We start from the raw sequence: 25,368 nt of genomic DNA, 5'->3' as shown, positions 1-25,368 counted from the left end.
CCCCGGATGCTCCCCACCCCGCGCATCTTCCGCAGCCGCTGGGCGGCGCTGCTCTGGGCCGGGGGGATCGTCTGGGCGGCGGTCGATTATGCCGGCTCGGCATCGGACAGCACCGACGGCAACGCCGCGATCACCGACGCGTCGGGAGACCTCGCCAATGCCGCCGACCTCGCCACCGTCGCCAACCTCATCGGCGAGTGAGTCGCGCGCGCCGCCGCGCCACAATAGGATCGCGATCTCCCGGCCTCCGTCCGTAACGCCGCCAAGCCGTTGAACGGACGCCGGTCCTCCCACCGCGCCGATCCGCGCTGTCCTACACGCATCGCCGCCGGCTAGGCTTCCGTCCTCGCCGCTCGTCAACGACGGGCGACGCGACGCTCTTTGCCATGGGTTCAGAAATCGAAACGATGGAAGGCGATCGTTTCCATTAAGGTGTCCATCTTGTCCACGTTCAGCGTCCAACCGCCTGACCGGACACGATATGCCGTCCAACAGCCTCAGCGGCTGCGGCGGGTCGGCGCGTGGAAGTCGGCGGGCTTGTCGGCCACCCAGGCGACGAAGCGCGCGATCCCCGGATGCGCGGCGAGCGCCACCGGATCGGCATAGGTCCGCGCCAGCTCGGCATTGGGGATCAGCGCATGGACGGTGCGGTGACAGATCGGATGGACCGCGGCGGTGACGCGCCCGCCTTCGGATTTGGGGACGAGGTGATGCCATTCCACCTTCACGCCCAGCGCCCGCCCGCAGATCGGGCAGGGCGGCGGCGGCGCCTCGCGCGCGGCCCGCGCCTCGGCCTCCGCCAGCCCCGCCCTGCGCTTCACCCGTCCGACCATGCTGCCGATATAGGCAGCGGCCGAGCGGCAACCACCGGCGCCACAACGAAAAAGGGCGGGCCTGCCGTAGCAGACCCGCCCCGTTCGAACCGTTCGTGTGAACGATTAGAAGTGTGCGACCACACCCGCCATCGGGCGGAAGCTGTGCGCGTCGTCGAAGGTCGAAACCTCCATACGCAGGCGCAGACCCGAATTGCCGGTCAGGCCGCCGAGGCCGATATCCTTCGGGCCGACTTCGGCGCCGATGCCATAGACGGTCGCGTGATAGTCGCGGTTCAGGTCGCCGGCGACGCCCGGAGCGAACTTGTCGAAGTTGTTCCAGCGGTAGCCGACCTTGCCGTAGAACAGGCCGCTGTCGCCGGCGCGGAAGCCGAAGCGGCCATAGGCGCCATACTGCCAGTCGATGTCACCCGACACGCCCTTGGCGACCGCACCCTCGGCGCCGACGAACACCGGGCCGAGCGGCACGTTGAAGCCGACGATGCCTTCGACCAGCGCGCCGTCGAGGTTGTAGCCCTTGGGCTGCGCGGGGATGCCGGCGACGGCCTGGCGGTCGAACTGCTCCCAGCCGCCCATCACGGCGACATACGGCTCGATGCCGAAAGCGCGCGTGCCGTCCGGAGCCTTGGGCGCGGTGTCGACCTGCGCGTCGGTGGCGACGGTGGTGTCGGTCGTGCCGGTGGTCGACATGTCCTGCGCGAAGGCGGGGACGGCGAAGGACGCTGCCGCAACGGCGGCCGCGAGGGCGAGCTTACGCATATGAATGTACCTTGTGTTGCCTCAACTCGGGCGACGACACCGCAGCGTCGTGCAACCCAGGTCCGTCCAAACTGCGATTTTGGACCTTTGTTGCACCGCGACGGCACTTTTGCCCGGAACGTCCGCCGCTGTGGCTTTAGCGCAACACTTCCTGTCACCCGGATGAACGAACCCACGGCAATCCGTGGGTCTGGGTCTGCGCGAGGTCGACGGGGGGCTCGCGCCGATCATATCGCCGGTGCGAAGGCGGGGGCGATCAGGGGGCGCGCGGGGCCAGCTTGCGCAGCGACGCGCTCGGCAGCGGCGACGGCCGTGCCGCGGTCCGCATGGCGCGATGGCCACTGCCGGCGGCGTAATTGGCGATGTCGGACTGCGCCCGCGATGCCGCCGCCTCGACGTTGACGGCGGTGTCCGTCGATTGGCTCGCCGGGCGCGAGCAGGCGGCCAGACTCATCGCCCCCAGCAGGGGCAGCAGCAGGATACGCATAACGGGTCCGATTACACAGGGGCAGCGCAAACGCCGCCCCGTCGGCATCGTTCCCCGGCACGGGCCGGGCGAACGATGCCGACCCGGATCAGGGGCGCAGCGCCACGGCGTCGGCGTCGTCCAGATCGTCGTCCTCGTCCGACGTCGTGCCGGCATCGAAATCGTCTTGGGCGTCGTCCTCGTCGATATCCGCCTCGTCCATGTCGACGGTCGGATCGCTCTCGCCGACCTCTTCCGAATCCATGTCGAGCTCGTCGATCGGCTCGTCTTCCTCGTCGTCGTCGCCGAGGTCGGGGTTGAGGTCGGTCAGCACCAGCCCGTCGCTGGGGCCGTTGCGCGTCGCCTCCAGGATCTCGGCGCGCTGGCTCTCGTCATAGCCCTCTTCGTCATAGCCGTCGTCGCCCGAGCCATGGCCCGTGACCTGATGTCCACCCATCGAAACCTCCTCGTGTTACCCGGTGCGAACGGCGGGGAGGCGGCGGCGGTTCCGCGGCCGTCAGGCGGCGCGGAACAACCGGCCGCGTTCGGTGACCGCCACGACGCCCAGCGCGACGACGCCGCAGATCAGGAAGCCGGCGGCGAGCGGCGCGGTGCTGCCGTCGAACGCCTGGCCGATTACCACGCCGATCACCGCGCCGAAGGTGACGCTGGTGAAGCCCTGGACGCTGGAGGCGGTGCCGGCGATCCCGCCCATATTCTCCATCGCCATCGACGAGAAATTGGAGGTGGCGAGCCCGAAACAGCCCATCGTCAGCGCCTGGAGGATGACGAAGCCGACCAAGGTCTCATAGCCGGCGAGCGCGACGGCGAGGTGGATCGCGCTCAGCACGACCAGCCCGATCACCGCGCTGTGGCTGATCAGCCGCGTGCCGAGCCGCATCACCAGCCGCGCGTTGGTCAGGTTGGCGCCCGCCATCAGCGCCGCGGTGACGGCGAACATCACCGCGAGCAGCTGCGGGTGCCTGAACGTGTCGAACATGATCTGCTGGACGGAATTGAGATAGCCGTACAGCGCGCCCATCAGCGAGGTCGAGGCGAGCGTATAGCCGAGCGACCAGCGATCGCTCAGCGTCTGCTTCCAGCCGCCGGCGACGCGCCGCACCGACAGCGGCTGCTGCGCATCGGCGTGGAGCGTCTCGGGCATGCGCACGAAGAACCACGTCCAGATCACCAGGCTCAGCCCGGCGACGACCCAGAAGATGCCGCGCCAATTGGCGAACAGCAGTACCGTCTGGCCAAAGGCGGGGGCGAGCACGGGGACGATCATGAACACCATGAAGGCGATCGACATCACCCGCGCCATCGGCCGGCCGTGGTAGCAGTCGCGGACCATCGCGACGGTGGCGACGCGGGTCGCGGCGACCATCGCCCCGCCGAACACGCGGGCGGCGAGCAGCAGCACGAAGCTCGCCGACACGGCGCAGGCGATGTTGGCGATGACATAGCCGCCGATCGCCCACAGCAGCACCGTCCGCCGCCCGAACCGGTCGGCGAGCGGCCCGTGCGCGAGTTGCGCGATGCCGAAGCCGAGCACGAAGGCGGTGACGATGAACTGGCGCTGGTTCTCGGTGGCAATGCCCAGCGACCGCCCGATCGCCGGCAGCGCGGGCAGCATCGAATCGATGCCGAGCGCGGCGAGCGACATCAGCGCCGCGACGAGGGCGACGAACTCGACGAAGCCGATCGGCGCGCCCGCCGGCTCGCCGGGGACATGAGGGGCAGGAGCAGGGGCAGCGCCGTCGAGCGCCGGCGCGGAAGTGGGGATGGAACGGGTCACGATGCCGCCTCCCCTACCCGCAAGCGGCGGCCATCGGAACCCTGCTTGATCGCCGCGACGCGACGCCCTACGTGTATTGTCCGATCAACACACGAGGGCTGCCATGACCCGCCTGCTGCTTTGTACCGCCCTGCTCGCGATGCCGCTCGCCGCCTGCGACCGTTCGGGCGAGGGCACGTCGGTGTCGATCAACGCCGACGGCGGCAACGTCCTCGGCGCGGTCGACGCCAAATCGGGTCAGGTCAAGATCGCCGTCCCCGGCTTCTCGGGCCAGATCAAGCTGCCCAGGATCCAGCTCGACGCCGACAATTTCGACCTCAACGGCGTCCACCTCTATCCCGGCTCGACGATCGACAAGCTCGACGTCGCCGGCAAGGACGAGGCGGGCAGCCTGCGCGTCCGCTTCACCAGCCCCGCCCCCGCCGATCAGGTCCGCGGCTGGTTCGAGGACCGGCTCGGCAAGGCCGGCTTCACGCTCAGGCAGAACGGCGCCGGCCTCACCGGCACCACCGACGACCGCCAGCCCTTCCGCCTCGACCTCGCCGACGACGCCGGCAAGGCGAAGGGCACGATCACGGTTGGAAGCTGACGCTTTATTCAATCCATCGCACGGGGATCGGGAGCGCTGAACAGGTCGAACCCTCTGTAAAAGCCACCCCACCGATAAATCGACGCAGTGCTCCTGCGAAAGCAGGAGCCCAGAGCCAAGCAAAACAACGCTCCATGGCGTTCGGGACTCCTGGGCTCCTGCTTTCGCAGGAGCACTCGGTGACTTTCGCAGAGGTCTCGGTGACGATCGTGTTCCGACAGCGTGCCGGCCCGACCTACGCCCCCCGCGCAGCCGCCAGTACCGCCGCGGAATGGCCCGGCACCTTCACCTTGCGCCACGCCTGCGCCAGCCGACCGTCGGCACCGAACAGGAAGGTCGCCCGCTCGATCCCCATATAGGTCTTGCCGTACATCTGCTTCTCGCCCCACACGCCGAACGCGTCGCAGGCGCTGCCGTCCTCGTCGCTCGCCAGACCGACGGTGAGGTCGTATTTGGCGATGAACTTGCCGTGCTTGGCGGGCGGGTCCTTGCTGATCCCGAGCACGCTCACGCCGGCCGCGTCGAAGTCCGCCGACAGCGCCGAAAAGTCCTGCGCCTCCCGCGTGCACCCCGACGTATCGTCCTTGGGATAGAAATAGATCACCGCCGGCAGCGGCAGTTCGGCCAGCCGGATCGGCGAGCCGTCAGGGGCAATCACCGTCACCGCTGGGATCGTCGCGCCGTCATCCATCTGCATCTCCTGTCGTACCCGTCCATGCGGCCGCGACCTCCTGCCGCGTCGCATCGAAGGCGGCAAGCACCGCCGCCCAATCCGCCAACCGCAGCGCCCGCGCGATCAGCTCGCGCGTCGCCGGCGGCGGCGTGGCGGCGTCGGGCGCCACGAGCCGCAGCACGACGAGCAGGCGGGTCAGCAAATCGTTCGCCGCCGCCAGCCCCGCCGGCAACAGCCCCGCGGCCACCAAAGCCTCGATCGCCGACCCGAGATGCGGGTCGAGCCCGGTGCGATGCCGCAGTTGCGTCAAATGGACGGTGAATTCCAGATCGACCAGCCCGCCCGGCAGCAGCTTGGCGTCGAGCGGCCCGGTCGGCGGCTTGTGCCGCGCCATCTCGGCGCGCATCGCCACCGCCTCGCCGGCAAGGTCGCGCGCCGGTCGCGCGCCAGCGAGCACCCCGGCGACCACGGCCGCCGCCGCCGCCCGCCCCGCCGCCGATCCGAACACCGGCCGCGCGCGGGTCAGCGCCATATGCTCCCAGGTCCACGCCTCCTCGCGCTGGTAGCGCGCGAACGAGTCGAGCGAAACCACCAGCGGCCCCTGCGTTCCCGACGGCCGCAGCCGCGTGTCGACCGGATAGAGCGGCCCGGCCGCGGTCGGCACCGACAGCGCCGCGGTCACCCGCTGTGCCAGCCGGTTGTAGTAGAGCGTCGCGCCGAGCGGCTTCGCGCCATCCGATTCCGCACTGAAATCGCCGGTGAACAGATAGACGAGGTCAAGGTCGCTGGCATGCGTCAGCGCGCCGCCACCGAGCCGGCCGAAGGCGAGGATCAGCAATTCGCTGCCCGGCACCCGGCCATGCGCCTGCTCAAATTCGGCGACGGTCGCCTCGGCGAGCACCGCGATCGCCGCCTCGGCGAGCCGCGCATAGCCCGTCGCCGCATCGAGCGGATCGGCCGCCCCCGCCACCACCTGCGATCCCAGCGCGAAGCGTTTCTCGCCGACGATACGCCGGACATGGTCGAGCAGCGCCTGATAGTCGCGCCCCTCGCCGCGCGTCATTTCGGCGGCGAGCGTCGCCACCTCGCCGAGCGGCTCGAACGCGCCGGGATCGATCAGCCAGTCGATCAGCTCGGGTCGCGTCGACAGCGCCTCGGCGAGCGGCGCGGCGTGGCTGAGGATCGTTGCGAGCAGGCTCGCCAGGCCGGGCCGCGCCTCGAGCAAGCGCAGGATGTTGATCGCGCTCGCCAGCCGTTCGAGCAACACGTCGAGCCGCAATAACGCCGCCGCCGGGTCGGGGGCGCCGGCGAGCGCGGGCATCAGCACCGGCAACACCGCTTCCAGCGCCGCGCGCGCCGCCGGGCTGCGCAGTGCCGGATAACGCCCGGCGCGCCAGCCGGCGATCCGCGCCGCCGCCGCCTCGCCATCGGGGAAGCCCGCCTCGTGCAGCCGCTCGGCGAGCGCCTGCGGGTCGTGCGGAAAGCCGGTCTCGCGCCCATCGTCGAGCGCGTCGTAGATGCGCCCCGCCTGCTCCACCGGGCCGCGCAGCAGCTCGATCAGCGCGCCGCCGTCGGCCAGTCCGTGCAACCGCGCCACCCGATCGAGCGCCTCGCCGGTCGGCAGCGTGTGCGTCTGGCGATCGTCGATCATCTGGACGCGATGCTCGATCGTCCGCAGCAAGCTATAGGAGCCGGTCAGCGCCGCAGCTTGGTCCGCGCCGATCCACCCCGCCTCGGCGAGCCGGGCGAGCGCGTCGCGCGTCGCCGGCGCGCGCAACGCCGGGTCGCGGCCACCGTGAATGAGCTGGTGGATCTGCGCGAAGAACTCCGCCTCGCGGATACCGCCGCGCCCGCGCTTGAGGTCGTAGCCGGGGCCGAACGCCTGCCCGCTCGCATAATGATCGCGGATGCGCCGCGACAGGTCGCGAATCTCGCCGATCGCGCCGAAATCGAGCCCGCGCCGCCAGACGAACGGCCGGATCGCGTCGAGAAAGTACCGGCCGAGTTCGAGATCGCCCGCCGCCGCGCGCGACCGGATGAACGCCGCCCGCTCCCAGGTCAGCGCCTGCGATTCGTAATAGCCGATCGCCCCGTCGACCGGCAGCGCGATCGGCGTCGCCTCGGGCGAGGGCCGCAGCCGCAGGTCGACGCGCAGCACATAGCCGTCGCCGTCGCGCGCCTGGAGCAATTCGACGACGCGCTTGGCGATCCGCACCGCCGCCTCTTCCGGCTCCTCGCGCGCCCGGTGCGGCAGCGTGCGCGGATCGAAGATCAGGATCGGATCGATGTCCGACGAATAATTGAGCTCGCGGCTGCCCTGCTTGCCGAGCGCGATCACCGCGAAGCCGCGCGGCTCGGCACCGGGGGTCCGCTCCTCGATCGCCGCGCGGATCGCGCGGTCAAGCGCGCGGTCGGCGAAGTCGCTCAGCGTGTGCGTCACCGCGGTGAGATCCATCACCCCGGCGAGGTCGCCGATCGCGACGGTCAGCGCCAGTGCCCGCCGGTCGAGCCGCAATTGCCGCGCGACCGCCATGTCGGGCGTCGCCGTCGTATAGTCCAGGTCGAACCGCCCCGCGGCGAGCCGTGCAGCCAGCGCCGGCTCGCGATCGAGCAACAGCGACAGGAAGGGCGCATGCGCGCGTGCGCGGTCGATTGCATCGGTGACGGCTGGCATCGGCATATCCTTTACGCGTGTCGCAACGTTTCCGTCGAACGATCGTTCTGACCGTCATGAACACCGCCATGCATACATCGCGAAAGGACCGCAGCGGCGACTACGTCGTCCGCCTTCCGCGGCCGGCGGACCCGCTCGGCCATGCGCTGCGCGGCGTGTTCGGCGAAACGCCGATGCCCGACGACATGCGCGCGTTGCTCGAACGCCTGGAGCGCGTCACCCACTGATCGCGGGCGGGACGCTCGGTCCGACCGTCAAAAGATGCCAGCCCGTCGGCAGATAGTCCGTCGACATATAGAAATAGAAGGCACAGCTGCCGTCAGGCCGATAGCTGCCGCCCTTGAGGATACCATAGGCGGTATCGCCGAGGAACACCGGGCTGCCGCTGTCGCCGCTCTTGCACACCGGCCCCGCCACCGTCGTCCAGGTCGGCAGGCAAGCGCCGCCGCACAGGTCGCCGGCGGGCGCGAAGTCGGTCAGCTCGACCTGCGAGCAGCTGTATCCGGTCCGCTCGCCGCGGTGGCAGACGATGTCGCCCGCGCGCATCCCCGCCCGCCCGCGCGCGCCGGTGACCGGCCGGCTGATCGTCTTGGCGGTATCGGCGAAGAACAGCGGCGCCAGCGGCACGGCGCTGCTGTTGATCTGCACGTCCTGATGCCCCCAGCCCCATTGCCCGACGAACGGCAGCGCTTGCTCGCGCCCGTCGGCATCGCGCCCGCTGAGCTCGTCCGGGCAATGCGCCGCGGTGGCGAGCCCGGTGCGCAAGCCATCGGTGACGACGAAACCGGCGGTGCACAGATAGCGATGCGTATCGCCCGGCACCTGGCCGACCACGCGCGCGCCGCCTTGGATGCCCCCCATGTCGAGCGCCGGCTGATCGACGACGCGCAGCCGCACCGGCACATGCGTCAGCGCCGCGAGCCGCTCGGCGAGCGGCGCCGCGCCCTCGCGCGCCACGTCGCGGCCCGAGACGACCGCGACCAGCTCGCCACTGCGCTGGTCGATGCCGAGCCCCGGCGGCGCGATCAGGCTGGCGCGGATCGTCGCCTGATAGGCGGTGATCGCCTGCACCAGCCCGGTATGGCTGACCGCCGCGCCGGTACGGAAGGTCACGCGCACCGGCGTGCCGTCGAGATCGACGATCTGTTCGGCGACGGGCGGGTCGCCGGTCAGCGTCACGACGATCCCGAAGCCGGGGCGATGCTCGACCGCGATTCCCGTCAACCGATCGGCGAACCGATCGGCGATCGCATCGGTGACCGGCACGCTCGCCTCCTGCAGGCGAAGGTGGCGGATCGCCTCCTCGACCGTCACGCCGAGCCGCTCGGCCACCGCCGCCGCATCCTGCGCCCGCGCCGCCTCGGGCGACTGCACCGCCGCGGCGGCGACGACCGGCGGCGGCGTGACGAGCACCTGCGCCGCCGCGGGAGCGCCCGCCCCCAGCATCCACGCCCACAGCAAGACCTGCCGATATCGCCCCACAGCATCCTTGTAAGGCGACAAACTGGCGCGTCGATGAACGAAGCGTCGATCCCGTCAGAAATTCAGCCGGGCGGTCCCGAGCACCGAACGCGGCGCTCCGGGTAGGTTGAGCAGCGCCGACGTACCATGGCCGGCGACGATATAGCGGGTGTTGGCGAGATTGTAGCCGTTGAACTGGAACCGCACCGGTCCCGCGACTGCCCACGCGACCGCGTCGAGCGTGACGTAATGCGGCAGCACCGTCGTATTGGCGGGGTCCGCCCAGCGATCGCCGACGTAATTGACGCCGCCGCCGAACCCGATGCGCTGTGCGAAGGTTTTGGTCAGGAACCCATTGGCGGCATGGCGCGGCGTGATGGTCGCGCCCTTGCCGGCAAGCTCGGGCCGGGACGAAGCAATGACCTGCGCGTCGAGATAGGCGTAACCGGCGATCGCTTGGAACCCCGACGGCAGCGAGAGCTGGCCCGACAGTTCGATCCCGCGCGTCCGCTGCGTACCCACCGAGACGAGTCTCGTCGGCACGAGCGGATCGGCGCCCTTGATGCCGGTACGGCGCAGAACGAACCCCGCCGCCTGGAGGTTCAGCCGCCCGCCGAGCAAGGAGTATTTGGCGCCGACCTCTTTGTTGGTGGTCTGTTCGGGCGCGATATTGGCATTGTTCGCGGCGAGGGCGAACGTCTCTGCCGACGGCTGGAAGCTGCGACTCCACGAGGCGTAATAGGATTGCATCGCATCGGGCTGGTAGACGAGGCCGGCGCGGGGGCTCCAGTTGCGGTCGGTCCGCGCCAGCCGGGCGACGCCCGGCAAACGCTGATAGGTCTTCTGGACGAACCAGTCGTGCCGCACGCCGACCAGCGCCTTGAAGCCATGGCCGAGGTTGGCGAAATCCTGCACGTACAGCCCGCGCGTGTTGAAGACGCTGACCGTGCTGGTGGTAATCGCCGTAAACCGGCCATTGTCCACCACCGGCAAGACCGGGCGGAACAAAGCCGTGACCGCGACCTTCGCCGAAGCGAAGGTGTCGGCGCCCTTCACTTGCCGTGCGATCTCGAACCCGTAGAGTAGGACGTGATCGATCCCGGCGAAACGGACGTGCTGGGTCAGTTCGGCCTGATTAAACCAGCCTTCCTCGTCGCGGTTGAGCCGCCCGTGCTGGAGCGTCACCGTCCGCGCAACCGCATCGACCGCCGAGGGCAAGGTGCTGTTGCGCAGGAGCGTATAGTCGTAATGGCGGAACCCGTCGCGGAAGCTGAGCGCGTCCGACAGGCGATGCGTCAGGATCGCGGTTTGCGAGTAGACGCGGCTCTCGGCGGTGTCGGCATCGGGAGCATTGGCGGCGCCATAATAGGTCGACGGCGCGACATCGACCGGCCGTCCGCCGATCGCGGGCACGCCGAGGTCCATCAACCTTTTGTCGCGTAGCGCATCGGCCTCGACATAGAGCGTCGTATCGCTGCCCGCACCGAGCAGCAGCGATGGCGCGACCGCGAAGCGGCGCAGGAACTGCTGGTCGCGAAAGCTGTCGTCGTCCTCGATCGCGCCGGTCAGGCGGAAACCGACCCCGGTGCTGGCGTCGAACCGGCCGACGTCCCATTCGCCGCGGCGGGTGGCGAACGATCCTACCGACAGCGTCGCTGCGGTGATGTTGGCATCCGGCCGCTTGAGTACGCGGTTGATCAGCCCGCCGGACGAGCCGCGGCCGTACAGCACCGCCGCCGGTCCCTTGACCACCTCGACCCGCTCGGTGTTCGACAGATCGCGGAAGTAGAGGGCGTCGTCGCGGAAGCCGTTGACGAACTGGTCGGCAATCGCTGTGAACCCGCGGATGTTGACCTGATCGCGCTGCCCGTCGCCTGCCGCGAAGCTGACTCCCGGCACGTTCTTGAGCGCATCCTGCAACGATAGCGCGCGTTGATCGAGCAGCACGGCCGCGGGCACCACGGCGATCGATTGCGGAATGTCGCGCAACGGCACCGGGATCTTGGCCAGCGCGGTGTCGGTGGGCGCATAGCCCTGCCTAACGCCATTGACCACGATATCCCGCTCGTCTTGCGTCGTTTGGGCGTGAACCGGGACGGCGGCGGCGCAAACGATCCCCACGGCAACGCCGATCCGCGAAACGGACGATGAAACAGACAACCACATTCCCCCTTCAGCATCTAATGCTAGTAGTTCGCATTAGATGCTGAAGGACATCTCGTAAAGTATGTCCGTTATGACCTTAGATTACGGCTGCCAGTTCGGCCGATAACCCGGATCGAGGCGGCGGTCGGTGAAATAGGCGGCGCTGATAAAGGCGAGGTGGGTGAGCGCCTGCGGGAAATTGCCGATCGGCTCGCCGCGCAGGTCGAGCTCTTCCGAGAACAGCCCGAGCGGGTTGGCATAGGCGATGCCCTTGGCGAGGATCATCTGCGCCTCGTCGAGCCGGCCGGCGCGCGCCAGGCATTCGGCATACCAGAAGGTGCAGGTGGTGAACGCGCCTTCCGTCCCCTCCAAGCCGTCGGCGTTGCGGTAGCGGTAGACGAGGCCGTCGTCGCGCAAATGCGTGCCGATCGCGTCGAGCGTCTTGAGCCACACCGGATCGGTCGAGGAGACGAACCGCACCAGCGGCATCATCAGCAACGCCGCGTCGAGTTCGGTGCCGCCGCGATCCTGAACGAAATAGCCATGGTCGGGATGGCGGAAATTGCTCCAGATATCCTCGACGATGGCGTCGCGCGCCTCGCTCCACGCGACCAGCGGCGCGGGCAGCGAGCGCTTCTTGGCGAGCCGGATCGCGCGGTCGAGCGCCACCCAGCACATCAGCCGCGAATGAAGGAAGTGGCGCGGTGCCGAGCGCATCTCCCAGATGCCGGCATCGGGCTGGTCCCAATTGGCGATGACATAGTCGATGACGCCGCGGACGTGCTGCCAGCCGGCGTGATCGATCGCCGCACCGTATTTGTTCGAGAGATAGACGCTGTCCATCAGCTCGCCGAAGATATCGAGCTGGCTCTGCGCGTGGGCGCCGTTGCCGATCCGCACCGGGCGACTGTCGGCATAGCCGGCGAGATGCGGCAGCTCCTCCTCGTCCGCCGCTTCCGACCCGTCGATCGCATACATGATGCGGATCGGATGCTGGCGGTCGGCGGCCATCACCCGCTCGCCTGCCCAGCGGCGGAAATGCTCGGCCTCGTCGATGAAGCCCAGTCGCATGAAGGCGTAGACGGTGAACGAGGCGTCGCGGATCCAGGTCGCGCGATAATCCCAGTTGCGTCCCGCCCCCACCGCCTCGGGCAGCGAGAAGGTCGCCGCCGCCGCGATCGAACCGTGGCGGTTCGACGTGAGCAGCTTGAGCGCCAGCGCCGAGCGCATCATCTCCTCGCGCCAGCGGCCGCGATAGCTCGTGCGCGACAGCCAGCCGCGCCAGGCGGCCGTCGTCGCGGCGATCTCGGCGGCGACGGTCGCATCGTCGGGACGCTCCAGAGCCTCCTCGCCGAACACGAACCACGCGCTCTCGCCCTCGCCGAGGGTGAAGTCGGCGTCCGCCATGCCGTCGCCGCAGGTCAGCGGCACCGAGGCATGCAGGCGCAGCGTCAGGTCCCGTCCGACGAAGCACACGCCGCCGTCCGCCGCCGCCACGTTCGGCACCTCGCGCGCATAATCGAACCGCGGCCGGCAGCGCGCCGCGAAGGCGACCGTGCCGCGCGTCACCGTGACGCGGCGGATCAGGCAGCGCGCGCGATGCTCGGGATGCACGCGCGCGTCCGGATGCGGCATCAGGTCGACGATCTCGACGCTGCCGCTCGTCGCCATCCAGCGCGTCGTCAGCACGTTGGTATCGGGTACGTAGATCTGGATCACCCGGGCGGCGTCGAGCGCCGGCCGGATCTCGAAGGCGCCGCCACGCTCGGCATCGAGCAGTTCGGCGAAGACGCTCGGGCTGTCGAGCGACGGCCAGCACAGATAGTCGATCGTCCCGTCCGCGGCGACCAGGGCCGCGGTCTCCATGTCGCCGATGATGCCGTGATCGCCGATGCGCCGGTGTGGCCCGACCCGCGCTTCATCCATTGTCGCGGAATTCGGGATAGAGCGACATGCCGCCATCGACGAACACGGTGGTGCCGGTGACGTAATCCGCCGCGTCCGAGGCGAGCCACACCGCGGCGCGCGCGACGTCCTCGGGCTCGCCGATCCGGCCATAGGGGATCAGCTTCAGCAATTTGGTCAGCGCCGCCTCCGTCTCCCACGCCTCCTTGTTGATCGGCGTGCGGATCGCGCCGGGCGCGATCGCATTGACGCGGATGCCATCGGCCGCGACCTCCTGCGCCAGCGTGCGCGTCAGCATCCGCACCCCGCCCTTCGCCGCGGCGTAATTGACGTGGCCGGCCCAGGGGATCAGCTCGTGCACCGAGCTCATCGCGATGATCGTGCCGGCGCTGCGCGCGGGCCTTCCGTCCCGCGGCTGGGCGCGGAAGCGCCGGACCGCCTCGCGTGCACAGAGGAACTGGCCGGTCAGGTTGATGTCGATGACGGTGTTCCAGTCGGCGAGCGTCAGGTCGGCGACCGGTGCGTCCTTCTGCACGCCCGAATTGGAGACGAGCACGTCGACCCGCCCGAACGCCGCCACCGCCGCGTCGAACAGGCGGGTGACGTCCGGCTCCTGCGATACGTCGGCCTGCACCGCGATCGCCTTGCCGCCGGCCCCGGTGATCCGCTGCGCCAGCGCCTCGGCGCTCTCCTCGTCGGAACGATAGTTGACGACGACCGCGGCGCCGGCGTCGGCGAGCCCCGCCGCGACGGCATGGCCGATCCCGGAGCTGGCGCCGGTAACGATGGCAGTATGACCTGCAAGGACGGACAAGGACGCATCTCCAATGACTTCACGTCGACCTGAACGGTCGAGCGCGTCAGGGGATGCGTGTCAGTCGATCGGGTCGCCGTAGAACAGCCCGCGTCCGTCGGTCCCGACATAGACGCGGCCGACACGGCGCGGATCGCCGGCGACGACGCGATAGCGCCCGCCCCAACGATGCGCCGCATCGTCGATCCGACGCCATGACGCACCGCGGTCGGTCGACCGCCAGATGCCGCGCACGTCATCACGGCTGCCGATCGCGAACACCGCATCCTTGCCGAGCCCGAACAGTTCGATCGCCAGCCCGCCACTCGCCGGAACGAACGACACGCCGGCGTCCTCGCTGCGGAACAGCGCGGTGCCGACCTGCAACCACAGCCGCCCCGCCGCGTCGGGCGCAGCGACGAGCGCGCTTTGCGATTCACGATTGCGCGCCTGCGCTGCGGTGAGGTCGCGCGGCAGGCCGCGCCCCGCCACCGGCGCGAAGCTCGCGCCGGCGTCGCGCGACACCAGCAACCGGCCACCCGTCGCGTCGACCGCGTAGAAGACCGCCGGATCGACCTTGTCGGACACCGCCCGCGTCCGCGGCGGCAGCCCGCGCACCGGCGACCACGTCCGGCCGCGATCGCGCGTCACCTGCGGCACGCGTGCGGCGACGACCATCGTTGCGCCGTCCGCGGAGACGGTGATCGGCGTCTCGCCGTTGAGATCGTCGCGCGCCGGCGGGTTGCCCTGCGGCGGCAGGCGGAGCGGCGTCCAGTGGCGGCCGCCATCCTCCGACCGGGCGAGGCTCGCGTCGCGGGGACGGTCGAGATACAGGCTGCCGCTGCGCACGATCACGGCCGGTGCCTTGCCGGCATAATCGAGCATGTTGGTGTTGGAGAGATACGGGTTGGCGAAGGTCGGCTGCGGCGAACGGTCGAGATCGTCGTGGACGAAGCCGGCGAGATCGCCGAACCCCGATACGACCGGCGCGCCGCCGGTCGGCGAGATCATCGTGATCACCGCGGTCTGTTCGATCCCGCGCACCCACGGCGCCCAATCCACCGTGCCGCGCGTCGGCAGGCGCTGCGCCGCATAGACGGTCGCGCCGGTGGTATAGGCGATATGGCCGGCATCGAACGGGTCGATCGCCAGGCCCGAGATCCAATGGCCGAAATCGGCGCCCTTGCCCTCGTGCAGCAGGAACGGCGTCGCCGACACGTCGCGGCGGCTGCGCGCGCCGACATCGTCCCAATGCAGACCGTCGTCGCGGCTCAGCCACAGCGAATCGCCGGCGCGATAGCGATCGATCGTCGACACCGCGACGGTGCCCGGCGCCGACCGCGCCACCGCGACGCCGAGAAACCCACCCTCGGCCCCTGCCGCACGCCACGCCGGCGGCGTGACGTCGCGGCCATGGCCTTGCGCGTCGTAGCGCCAGACCGCGCCGGTCTTGACGTCGCTCGGACCGATGCCGCTGGCGAAGCCGACCCACAGCACGCCGCGCGCATCGACCACGCCCTTGGCCGCCAACAGCGCCGGTCCCGCCACCGCGGTCCAATGCATGCCGCCATCGTCGGAACGATACAGCGCCGGCCCGCCCGGATCGGCGATCCCGGCCCAGATACGCTGCGACGCTCCCGCCTTGCCACTGGTCGGATCGATCGCGACGAAGGAGACGCCGCCGTGGCTGGTGCGGCGCTCGGGCCGGCCGAGCCCCTTGTGCGGAAAGCCCGCAACCGGCGTCCAGCTCTGCCCCGCATCGTGGCTCTGCCACAGGCCGTCGTGCCGTGATCCGAAGAACAGCCGGCGATGATCGTTGGGGTCGACCGCCAATCGCTCGCCGAGCCCCCGCCCCGGCTCGTTGCCGCCCATGGCGAACGGCACCGGCACCACCCGCCACGTCCGCCCGCGGTCGCCCGAGCGCAGGATCGCCGCGGGCGCGCCGGCGTTCATCCCCGCCGCCATATAGACGACGTCCGCGTCGACGGGATCGGCCGCGATGCTCTCGATCCCCATATAGCTGGAAACGGCATTGCCATCCTGCAGCGGCACCCAGCGCGCCGCCGCCGCGTCCCAGCGATAGCCGCCCCCCATGTCGGTGCGCAGATAGGTCAGGCCGCGCTCGACCAGGCTGAACACGATATTGGGCGCATAGCCCCCCGCCCCGACGGTGACGTTGGTCCAGCGATACGGCACCGCCTGTTGCGCGGGTGATACCGCGGGCGTGGCGAGCACCGCCAGCATCACGAGCAGCGTTCGCCAAGACCCCCGCCGTTTGCCCTGAGCCTGTCGAAGGGCCTGGGTCTCACCGTGCTTCGACACGCCCGGCACGAACGGAGCGGATTGGCGCAACCCGCTCAATTCCGCGACACCACCGGTTCCAGCGTCGCCAGCACCACGTCGTTGCTGCGCATCGGCAGCCGCAGCGTATAACCGCCGTCGCGACCGACCTGAACGACGCGCGCGATCTCCGGCCTGTCGGTGGTCAGCGCCTGCAATTCGGCGATCTGCGCCGGCGTCAGCGTCTTGGGCGAGCCCATCGCCAGATAGCGCGAATGCGCGTCGTTCTTCTGATAGCCGGTCCGGCGCACCGTCACCCGATAGCGCCCCGGCGCGAGATGCGTCAGCCGCAAGTCCGCCGCCGCCGCCGGCGTCGCGGGCAGCATTTTGGTGAAGAACGGGCGGTTGCTCAGCGTCTGCTTGGGCTGCTGCCAGTTCCACACCAGGACGTTGGTCCGCCCGCCCTCGCTCGTCGCCAGCGCCTGCGCGTCGGCGAGCGCGATCTCCGGCCCGCGCAGCGCGTGGAGATATTTGTACGCGAACCACGCCGGCTTGCGGATACCCTCGCGGTTCATCAGCCCGAAGCCGCCGTGGAACGGCGTCGGCGGCGGCCCGGCTTCCTCGAACAGGTCGCTATAGGTCCAGTAGCTCATCCCTTGCGCGATCCCGCGCGTGGCCAGCAATTTGTTCAGGATATAGGGCGCGCTGACATAGGAATCGTGCACCGGATCGCGCGGATTGTAGCTCGCGCTCCATTCGGTGAAGAACAGCGGCAGGCCGGGAAACTTCGACGCCGCGATCTCCGCGCGGACGCGGCGGACGTCGCCGACGATCGCATCGGGATTGGTCGACAGGCGATTGTCGTCTTCGCCGCGCTCGTCGAGGAAACCGCCGTCGACACCATAGGTATGCGTCGACACGAAATCGATCGGCACCTTGCGCGCCGCGGCATAGTCGAGCAGCTCGGGCACCCACGCCGCCCCCGCGGTCGCCGGGCCGCCGACGCGCAGGGCGGGGTCGATCGCCTTGATCGTCCGCGCGCTCGATTCGTAGAGGCTGAGATAGGCCGCCTTGTCGCCCTTCTCCCAGAAGCCGGCGAGATTGGGCTCGTTCCACACCTCGAAATACCAGCTGCGCACCTCCTCGGCGCCGTAACGCTGGCGCAGGTGGCGGACATAGGCGTCGATCAGCCTGGCCCAGCCCTCGGCCTGCGGATGCGAGGTATTGCCCTTCCAGTAGAAGATCGTCTGGTTCGAGGTCTTGAGCGCGTCCGGCGTGAAGCCCAGTTCGACGAACGGCGTGATCTTGCGCGCGAGCAAGGCGTCGTAGAGCTGGTCGATCTTCGTCCAGTCATAGACGACCTTGCCGTCGCGCACCTTCACCGTGCCCAGCGCATCGGTGAACACGTCGTGGAAACGCACGTAGCGGAAGCCCAGCTCGCGCACCGCGGTATCGAGCTGCGCGAGGCTGTCCGGCCGGATCAGCGTGCCAGCGAAGTCCGATCCCACCGACAGATCGAAGGCGCGATCGATCGGTGCGGCCGCACGCGCGACATCGACGTCGATCGCCCGCACCGGCTCGGACGCAGGCGCCGCGGACGCTGCCGCGGCCAGACAGAGCAGCGCACCGGCGCCGAAACGGAACGGGAGCGGAGTCATGGCGGTCCTTCGGTTCGGAAGATGGCAGACGCCCCGCCCGCCGGTTGGCGAGCGGGGCGCTGGGTCACTAGAAAGCGAGGCTGATCCCGGTCGAGATGCGGCGATCGCTCTGGAACCAGCTGCGGCCGTAGAGCTTGCCGCCCGGATAGCCGCCCATCAGCGTGCGCTGCGTCGCGCCGAGGATGTTGGTGAACTGGACACCGAAGGAGAAATTGTCGGTGACCTTGAACCGCGCCCCGCCGTCGACCGTGCCATAGGCATCGCCATAGACCGGCAGCGCGATCTGGATCGCCTGCCCGGTCGGTCCCGGCGTGGCGTAATAGGTGTAGGTCGGGTTGGTACCGTTGCTGTTGGTCGTCTGCAGGTAGCGCGAGCGCCACGAATAAGCGACGCGGAACGACACCGCCTGCTTCTCGTAGAGCAGCGTGACGTTGGCGTTGTGCTTCGACAGGCCGATCAGCGGCGCATCGTTGCGGGTGACGCCGTTGATGTCGCGATACAGATCGCCCGGGTTCTTGCTGTCGATGAACGTATAGTTCGCCTCGAAGCCGAGACCCGACAGCACGCCCGGCAGCATGTCGAGGAACGCACGCCCGCCGACCTCGACGCCCTTCACCGTCGCCGCCTTGGTGGCGTTGATGTAATCGGTCGCCGCCGCATTGACGTTCTCGCTGGTGCCGTCGGTGAAGACCACGGTCACCTGCCGCTGGGTCAGCGAATAGATCGGCAGATCGGTCAGTCGCTTGTAGAACGGCGCGAGGTGGAAGGCGGTGCCCGGCCGCGCATAATATTCGAGCGAAATGTCGAAGTTGTTCGACATCGTCGGCTTCAGCAACGGATTGCCCGTATCCGCGGTGAAGTTGGTGAAGAAGTTGGGCAGACTGCTGCCGCCGTTGACGTTGCCGGGATTGCTCGTCGTCGCGACGCCGATGCTGCCCGACGCACGCAGCGCGTTGAACGTCGGCAGATCCATGGTGATATTGTAACCGCCGCGGATCTTGATCTTCTCGTTCGGCGCATAGTCGACGTTGATCGACGGCAACCAGCGGGTGAACTCCGCCTTGCCGCCACGGGCAAGGAACGTCTGCCCCAGCGTCTGCGTCTGGCCGTTGCGGATGAAGGTATTGGCGTTCTGCTGGATGTAGCCGCTACCCTCGTTCTGGATATTGACGACGCGGACGCCGACGTTGCCCGAGATGCCGCCCTCAGGCCGGCCGAAGCGCGCCAGCGCATAGGCCGCCTTGGTGATCGTCTTGTTGTCGACCTGGTCGCCCGGCAGCACGAAACCGACCGGACGGATGCCCGACGCACCGCCGTAGCCGCTGCCGGCAGGGAGCGGACCCGCGACCGAGCAGTCGAACTGCGCGGCGGCGGGACAGAAGCCCGCCGGCGGCGATGCCACCAGCCCGGTGCGGTTGGCGACATAGCGCTTCGCCAGATCCTCGCTTGCGAACATCAGATTGCCCGGCAGCACCGTTTCGCCGCGGAAAAAGTCCTTGAACGCGTGATAGGTCGTGTCACCCGGTGCCGCATTGGCATAGGTCAGCTGCGGGTCGCCGTTCCAGCCGCGGCCCAGCGCGCTCCAATTGTAGCCGTTGCCGAGGTCGCGCTCGGTCCGCTCCGCCGCGCGCGCGCCGACCTTGATCGCCTTCAGGAAGCTGTCGTCGAACGAATATTCGGCGTCGAGATTGGCCGAGTCGAGCCGGCCCTTGTTGCGCTCGTTATGCGGCATCGACGCCGACCAGAAATAGCTTGCCGGATTGGCGAAGCCCGCCTGCGCGGCGGCGGTCGTGGTGATCTGCGGCAGGTCGCCGGTCAGGTCCATGCCGAAACCGGTGCCGAAGCTGACGTCGCGGAAGATGTCCAGCCGGTCGTAGATCTGACGTGAGTCAACGCGCTGCAACGCGCCCTTCAGCGACAGGTGGCTGTCGGTCGGGGCATAGTTGAACGCCAGCGAATAGTCGCGGGTGCGCGTGTTGCTGTCGACGAAGCCCTTGTTGCCAGAACTGGTGATGTTGCTGGCGCTGGGGAGGAACGTATTATTGTCGCGGTTGAATAGCGAGCTGGTCTTGGTCAGTACGCCGTTGCTGTCGAAGCTGCTGCTCGCGGGATCGACCGCCAGCGTCTGCGAGCTGACCTGCGCGCCGTAGTCGCTCGACTGGCTCTTGTAGCGCGACTGGAAGAAGGTGCCGCTGAACGTCAGATCGTCGGTCGGCGCCCACTGCACCGCGCCGTAGATGCCGTAGCGGCGATACTGGAACGCCTCGTCGCCGTAGGTGAAACCGCCGGGAACGTAATAGTCCTTGCCGCTGATGTTCGTCTTGAAATACGGCTCGGTGCGGATGAACTGCGACAGCGAGCTGAACTGGCTGTACGCCACGTCGGCGAGCACGCCGATCTTGCCGATCGGCGTGTCGAACGTCTTGGTCGCGAGCACCGAGGCGACCGGATCGGCCTTCTGCGCCATGTCGCCCATGCCGAGTTCGCCGGTCGCGGCCATGTGGAACTTGCCGTTGAAGTCGAACGGCATCTTGGTGCGCAGGTCGATCTGCCCGCCGGTGCCGCCCTCGATCAGATCGGCCGTGGACGCCTTGTAGACGTCGACCGCGGCCATCAGCTCGGGGGTGACGTCGCTCCACAGGATCGCGCGGCCGTTGTTGGCGCTGAAGATCTCGCGGCCGTTGAGGCGCGAGGCGACGCCGGTCAGGCCGCGCACCTGCACGCCCGAGCCTTGCACCGAGAAGTGATCGGGATCGCCGAGCGCCGCGAAGCGGACGATCGATACGCCGGAGACGCGCTGCAACACTTCCGTGATGCTATTGTCTGGCAATTTGCCGGCCTCGTCGGCGACCACCGAGTCGATGATCGTCTCGCTGCGGCGCTTGCGCTCGTCGGCGGCCTGGAGCGCGGCACGACGACCGGTGACGACGATCTCGTCGCCCGACGGCTGGTCCGCGGGCACCTGATCGGCGGTGGTCGCGGTGCTGGTGAGGTCGCCCGAGGTGGTCGCCGCCTGGCCCGTCGCCTGTGGGATCGCACTCGTATCCGCCTGCGCCAGCCCTTCGGCGAACGCCGGCGATGCGAGCGCAATCATGCCGAGCGCAAGGCTCGAGACACCCGCGCGCAGCGCAGCGTTGAAAGCCGGACGCTTGGCGTCCGTGGTCACGATCCTGGTCATCCCCATCCTCTCCGGCGCCCCACCCGGCGCAAAACTGAATCTCACGCCTTATGGTAGCGCTAGCATTTTCATTAGTGGATTTCGATCTTAGCGGCAATGTCAGACTTAGAACCGTCACGAAATGGGCCTGTTATGTGACTATGATGTAACACCTTTCACTCGCCCAACCCGGTTATTGCTATTCACTTGCAACAGCAGCGCTGGCCGCTAAGAGGCTGGCAACGATCAGGGAGTAGAGAATGACGGCGTTCATCGCGTTGATGGCGGCAAGCGTGGTAGCGGCACCGGTGAGCGATACGGGCGCTGCCGATCCGCAGCGCAGCAGCGACGACATCATCGTCACCGGCCAGCGCAGCGAAGGCAGCGACGATTACGGCGTCAAGGCCCAGCGTACCGCGACCCGCCTGCCGCTAAGCCAGCGCGAGACGCCGCAATCGGTCAGCGTCGTCACCCGCGCGCAGATCGAGGATTTCCAGCTCAACGACGTCAACGCGTTGCTCGCGACCGTCCCGGGCGTCAACGTCTTCGCCGGCGAGACCGACCGCGTCTATTATTCGGCGCGCGGCTTCGACATCCAGACCTTCCAGATCGACGGGATCGGCCAGCCCTTTTCGTTCGGCATCCAGACCGGGTCGATCGACACCGCGATGTACGACCGGGTCGAGGTGGTGCGCGGCGCGCCGGGGCTGCTGTCGCCGACCGGCAACCCTTCGGCGGTGATCAACTTCATCCGCAAGCGCCCGTATCATGAGCTCAAGGTCTCCGCGAGCGCGCAATATGGCTCGTTCGACAGCAAGCGGATCGACGGCGACGTCAGCGTACCCCTCACCGCCGACGGCAGCATCCGCGCGCGTGCGGTCGGCGCGCTGCTCGACACCGACAGCTATATCGACCGTTACAGCCTGCGCCGCTGGACCGGCTATGGCATCGTCGAGGCCGATCTCGGCGCCAACACCGTGATCAGCGCCGGTTACGGCCATCAGGACCATCAGAGCCGCGGCGCGATGTGGGGCGCGATCCCGCTCTATTACACCGATGGCTCGCGCATCGATTTCGCGCGCTCCGCCAATTATGCGCCACGCTGGTCGGGCTGGAACGTCATCGACCGCCAGATCTTCGGCGACCTCACCCACGATTTCGGCAACGGCTGGACCGGCAAGCTGTCGGTGCTGCGCAAGGCGACCAGCGAGAACGACACGCTCTTCTACGTCTATGGCAATCCGGTCCGCGGTGCGCCGGGCGGCATCGACCGGAGCAACCCCGCCGAGGTCAAGGGTATCCAGAGCTATCCCGGCGCCTTCAAGGGCGAGGCGCGCAACCTGACGCTCGACGCCTATATCGGTGGCCCGGTCTCAGTCGGCGGCCGGCAGCACGACGTCATGGTCGGGGTGATGCGCGGGGCCGAACGCTATCGGCAATATTCAAGCTATGATTACAGCCAGGTCGGCTTGTTCCTGCCGCTCGACACCTTCTTCGACGGCAATTTCCCGAAGACGACCTTCCCCACGCCCTACGACCTCAGCCTCGACCAGCATACGCAGCGCGAGACGGTCTATGGCCTCGTCCGCCTCAACCTCGCCGATCCGTTCAAGGTGATGCTCGGCGGCAATTACACGCATGCGACGAGCCATGGCGTATCCTATCTGGTGCCCACCAACTTCGATGACCGGCGCTTCCTGCCGTTCGTCGGCGCGACCTACGACCTGACGCCGACGATCAGCGCCTATGCGAGCTATGCGACGATCTTCAATCCGCAGACCGAGTTCGATGCGCAGAACCGGCTGCTCGCACCGATCACCGGCGACAATCTGGAGGCGGGGCTGAAGGGCGCGTGGTTCGGTGGCCGCTTTAACGCCAGCGCCGCGGTCTTCCAAGCGCGCCAGAACAACACTGCAGAGGCCGCCGGCTTCGACACCGCGCTCGGCCGCACCATCTACCGCGGCGTCGACGCCAAGTCGCAGGGCATCGAGGTCGAGGTCGGCGGTCAGCCCGCCGCGGGCGTGCAGGTGACCGGCGGCTTCACCGTGATGCGCGTGCGCGGCGAGAATGACGAACCGGTCCGCACCTTCGTGCCGCGCAACACCGGCCGCCTCAACCTGTCCTACACGCCGCAGGGTCTGAAGGCGCTCAAGCTCGGCGCGTCGGTGCAATATCAGGGGCGCTTCTATTTCGAGCCCGGCACGGTGTCGTCGACCACCGGCCAGCCGATCCGCATCACCCAAGGCAACGTCGCGACGGTCGATCTGTTCGGCCGCTACGCGCTCACCGAGAATGTCGCGATCAGCGCCAATCTGCAGAACGTCACCAACGCCAAATATCTCACCGCGCTGACCTTCGACCAGAGCCGCTACGCCGCACCGCGCGCGATCCTCGGCACGATCAGCCTACGCTATTGAGCGACGGGGCGCAGGCGGACGATGGCACCGCCTGCGCCCCCGGACGTTTTCCCCGGCAGAGCCAAAGGAGATGTCCATTGCCCGATGACAATCACGACAAGCCCGTCCTCTACATCCCCGACAGCCCCAATGTCGGCGCCGCCGATCCCGACGGCGACCCCAACGATCCCAAGCGCGCCGCCAAGGACCAGGCACGCGCCGACGATCTCGCCGCCAAGGTGGCGATCGGCGACGAACTGTCCGGCTATGAGAAGGTCGCCGGCCGCGGCATCGCCCGCGACTGACCGTCTGGCGCGGCGCCTCAGCGCCGCGCTACCCGCAGCACGGTATAGCCCGCGATCCCCGACAGCAGCGAACCGAGCAGCACGCCGAGCTTCGCCTCGGTCTGCAGCAGCGGCGCATCGGGAAAGGCAAGCAGCGTGATGAAGATACTCATCGTAAAGCCGATCCCGCACAGCAAGGCGACGCCGAAGAGCTGACGCCGCCCGGCATGCGCGGGCATGTCGGCGAGACCGAGCCGGATCGCCAGCATCGCGCAGCCGAACACGCCGGCGACCTTGCCGATCACCAGCCCGACCATCACCCCGAGCGTCACCGGCGCCGCCAGCGCCCCCGCGGGCAGGTCGAGCAGCGGCACCGCGGCATTGGCCAGCGCGAAAACCGGCACCACCAGAAACGCCACCGGCCGTTGCAGCGCATGTTCGAGCCGGTGCAGCGGGCTGGGATCATCCGCGCCGGACCGTCCCCGGGTGCGCCGCATCGGGATGGTCAGCGCCAGCACCACCCCCGCCAGCGTCGCATGCACGCCCGAGCGCAGCACGAACAGCCAGAGGATCACACCGATCGCCAGATAAACCGACAGCCGCTGCACCCCGCAGCGGTTGCAGCCGACCAGCAGCGCGACCGCCACCGCCGCGCCGGCGAGGTCGGGCCACGACAGGCCGGCGGTATAGAAGATCGCGATGATCAGCACCGCGCCGAGATCGTCGAGGATCGCCAGCGCCGCCAGGAACACGCGCAGCGACGCCGGCACGCGCGCGCCGAGCAGCGCGATGACGCCCAGGGCGAAGGCGATGTCGGTCGCCGCCGGGATCGCCCAGCCCGACGCGGTCGGTCCGCGATTGACCGCGAGGAACAGCAAGGCGGGCACGATCATCCCGCCTGCCGCGGCGACCCCGGGCAGCATGCGGCGCGGCCAAGTCGACAATTGCCCGTCGACCATCTCGCGCTTGATCTCCAGCCCGACGAGCAGGAAAAAGACGGTCATCACCCCGTCGTTGATCCAATGGCCGAGCGACAGCGGGCCGATGCCGGCATGCAGCAGCGCGGCATAGCCCGGCCCGAGCGGCGAATTGGCGATGGCCAGCGCGACGACCGCCGCCGCCATCAGCACCAGCCCGGCGGAGGATTGCGCGGCCAGGAAGGCCCGGATCGCGCTGGTCCGCGCACGGTTGCTGTGGGTCATGCGATCATCGTCCGGATACGGTCGGCAGGCCCGCCCGACGCGAAACCCTGCCCGCTTCTTGCCCGGCGCGCCGCCGGCACCAAGCCGAATGTGACGATGATAAGGTGGAAATTCCGATGCCGCGGCACCGGGAGGCCGAAGTGGCTCTATCCGATCCCTCTGGGGTGGAGGAATGCTGCCGGATAGAGCCAAATCAGGATGGTGGGCGTGGCAAGGATTGAACTTGCGACCCCTGCGATGTCAACACAGTGCCAACACCACATCTAACCCAAAAAGCCCAGAAAAGCGCCACTTA

Annotated in this window: 20 protein-coding genes; 5 read left to right on the top strand and 15 right to left on the bottom strand. The window is 68.6% G+C overall.

Annotated features, from left to right (window positions below):
- The coding region (locus tag FFS23_RS02110; RefSeq protein WP_249340483.1) for a hypothetical protein at positions 1 to 201 on the top strand (201 nt) is incomplete at its 5' end.
- 296 nt (positions 202 to 497) lie between these two features.
- On the opposite strand, the gene FFS23_RS02105 is transcribed toward FFS23_RS02110, so the two are convergent.
- From FFS23_RS02105 to FFS23_RS02085, 5 genes are all read right to left on the bottom strand, one after another.
- Positions 498 to 833, bottom strand: a complete 336-nt coding sequence (locus FFS23_RS02105) for an HNH endonuclease family protein (protein ID WP_249340482.1) — start codon at positions 831 to 833, stop codon at positions 498 to 500.
- Between the two features lie 105 nt (positions 834 to 938).
- Complete coding sequence (locus FFS23_RS02100) at positions 939 to 1,592, bottom strand: outer membrane protein (RefSeq protein WP_038663583.1); 654 nt, start codon at positions 1,590 to 1,592, stop codon at positions 939 to 941.
- A gap of 256 nt (positions 1,593 to 1,848) precedes the next feature.
- On the bottom strand, positions 1,849 to 2,079 hold the full coding sequence (locus FFS23_RS02095) for a hypothetical protein (RefSeq protein WP_137897245.1): 231 nt from the start codon (positions 2,077 to 2,079) through the stop codon (positions 1,849 to 1,851).
- Positions 2,080 to 2,167: 88 nt separating this feature from the next.
- Positions 2,168 to 2,515 carry a hypothetical protein gene (locus tag FFS23_RS02090; RefSeq protein ID WP_038663589.1) on the bottom strand — a complete coding sequence of 116 codons (348 nt, stop codon included), beginning with the start codon at positions 2,513 to 2,515 and terminating at the stop codon, positions 2,168 to 2,170.
- Between the two features lie 60 nt (positions 2,516 to 2,575).
- Entirely contained in the window at positions 2,576 to 3,856 is a 1,281-nt protein-coding gene (locus FFS23_RS02085) for a multidrug effflux MFS transporter (protein ID WP_137897244.1), read from the bottom strand.
- A gap of 103 nt (positions 3,857 to 3,959) precedes the next feature.
- Here FFS23_RS02085 and FFS23_RS02080 point away from each other — a divergent pair, with 103 nt between their 5' ends.
- On the top strand, positions 3,960 to 4,445 hold the full coding sequence (locus tag FFS23_RS02080) for a hypothetical protein (protein WP_137897243.1): 486 nt from the start codon (positions 3,960 to 3,962) through the stop codon (positions 4,443 to 4,445).
- A 235-nt stretch (positions 4,446 to 4,680) separates the two neighbouring features.
- Here FFS23_RS02080 and FFS23_RS02075 read toward each other — a convergent pair whose 3' ends face one another.
- Both FFS23_RS02075 and FFS23_RS02070 read right to left on the bottom strand, forming a co-directional pair.
- Positions 4,681 to 5,136 (bottom strand): peroxiredoxin, encoded by a 456-nt coding sequence (locus FFS23_RS02075; protein ID WP_137897242.1) that lies wholly within the window; start codon positions 5,134 to 5,136, stop codon positions 4,681 to 4,683.
- Positions 5,129 to 7,798 carry a bifunctional [glutamine synthetase] adenylyltransferase/[glutamine synthetase]-adenylyl-L-tyrosine phosphorylase gene (locus tag FFS23_RS02070; RefSeq protein WP_137897241.1) on the bottom strand — a complete coding sequence of 890 codons (2,670 nt, stop codon included), beginning with the start codon at positions 7,796 to 7,798 and terminating at the stop codon, positions 5,129 to 5,131. The genes FFS23_RS02075 and FFS23_RS02070 overlap by 8 nt, the downstream gene beginning before the upstream one ends.
- A 62-nt stretch (positions 7,799 to 7,860) precedes the next feature.
- On the opposite strand from FFS23_RS02070, the gene FFS23_RS19970 reads away from it, so the two are divergent.
- A complete protein-coding gene (locus FFS23_RS19970; protein ID WP_171009311.1) occupies positions 7,861 to 8,019 on the top strand; it encodes a hypothetical protein in 159 nt (52 codons plus the stop codon).
- Here the strand turns inward: FFS23_RS19970 and FFS23_RS02065 are convergent.
- The 7 genes from FFS23_RS02065 to FFS23_RS02035 form a co-directional block, all read right to left on the bottom strand.
- Complete coding sequence (locus FFS23_RS02065; protein WP_137897240.1) at positions 8,009 to 9,253, bottom strand: chymotrypsin family serine protease; 1,245 nt, start codon at positions 9,251 to 9,253, stop codon at positions 8,009 to 8,011. The two genes, FFS23_RS19970 and FFS23_RS02065, sit on opposite strands and share 11 nt — an antisense overlap.
- 75 nt (positions 9,254 to 9,328) lie before the next feature.
- Positions 9,329 to 11,308, bottom strand: a complete 1,980-nt coding sequence (locus tag FFS23_RS02060) for a TonB-dependent receptor (protein WP_249340481.1) — start codon at positions 11,306 to 11,308, stop codon at positions 9,329 to 9,331.
- Positions 11,309 to 11,500: 192 nt separating this feature from the next.
- A complete protein-coding gene (locus tag FFS23_RS02055) occupies positions 11,501 to 13,324 on the bottom strand; it encodes a glycoside hydrolase family 15 protein (protein WP_137897238.1) in 1,824 nt (607 codons plus the stop codon).
- Positions 13,317 to 14,117 (bottom strand): glucose 1-dehydrogenase, encoded by an 801-nt coding sequence (locus FFS23_RS02050; protein ID WP_137897237.1) that lies wholly within the window; start codon positions 14,115 to 14,117, stop codon positions 13,317 to 13,319. The genes FFS23_RS02055 and FFS23_RS02050 overlap by 8 nt, the downstream gene beginning before the upstream one ends.
- 60 nt (positions 14,118 to 14,177) lie before the next feature.
- Positions 14,178 to 16,340, bottom strand: a complete 2,163-nt coding sequence (locus FFS23_RS02045; RefSeq protein ID WP_137897260.1) for a WD40/YVTN/BNR-like repeat-containing protein — start codon at positions 16,338 to 16,340, stop codon at positions 14,178 to 14,180.
- A 113-nt stretch (positions 16,341 to 16,453) separates the two neighbouring features.
- On the bottom strand, positions 16,454 to 18,034 hold the full coding sequence (locus FFS23_RS02040) for a GH39 family glycosyl hydrolase (protein WP_137897236.1): 1,581 nt from the start codon (positions 18,032 to 18,034) through the stop codon (positions 16,454 to 16,456).
- 67 nt (positions 18,035 to 18,101) lie between these two features.
- Positions 18,102 to 21,212 carry a TonB-dependent receptor gene (locus tag FFS23_RS02035; protein ID WP_171009325.1) on the bottom strand — a complete coding sequence of 1,037 codons (3,111 nt, stop codon included), beginning with the start codon at positions 21,210 to 21,212 and terminating at the stop codon, positions 18,102 to 18,104.
- 239 nt (positions 21,213 to 21,451) lie between these two features.
- Between FFS23_RS02035 and FFS23_RS02030 the strand changes: the two genes are divergently transcribed.
- Both FFS23_RS02030 and FFS23_RS02025 read left to right on the top strand, forming a co-directional pair.
- A complete protein-coding gene (locus tag FFS23_RS02030; RefSeq protein ID WP_137897234.1) occupies positions 21,452 to 23,608 on the top strand; it encodes a TonB-dependent siderophore receptor in 2,157 nt (718 codons plus the stop codon).
- Between the two features lie 77 nt (positions 23,609 to 23,685).
- A complete protein-coding gene (locus FFS23_RS02025; RefSeq protein WP_137897233.1) occupies positions 23,686 to 23,892 on the top strand; it encodes a hypothetical protein in 207 nt (68 codons plus the stop codon).
- Positions 23,893 to 23,909: 17 nt separating this feature from the next.
- Here the strand turns inward: FFS23_RS02025 and nhaA are convergent, their stop codons facing one another.
- Positions 23,910 to 25,073 carry a Na+/H+ antiporter NhaA gene (gene nhaA, locus FFS23_RS02020; protein WP_137897232.1) on the bottom strand — a complete coding sequence of 388 codons (1,164 nt, stop codon included), beginning with the start codon at positions 25,071 to 25,073 and terminating at the stop codon, positions 23,910 to 23,912.
- Positions 25,074 to 25,368: the final 295 nt, after the last annotated feature.

The organism is Sphingomonas sp. 2SG, from assembly GCF_005503285.1.
Taxonomy (GTDB): domain Bacteria; phylum Pseudomonadota; class Alphaproteobacteria; order Sphingomonadales; family Sphingomonadaceae; genus Sphingomonas; species Sphingomonas taxi.
This window is presented reverse-complemented; position numbering and strand designations above follow the sequence as displayed.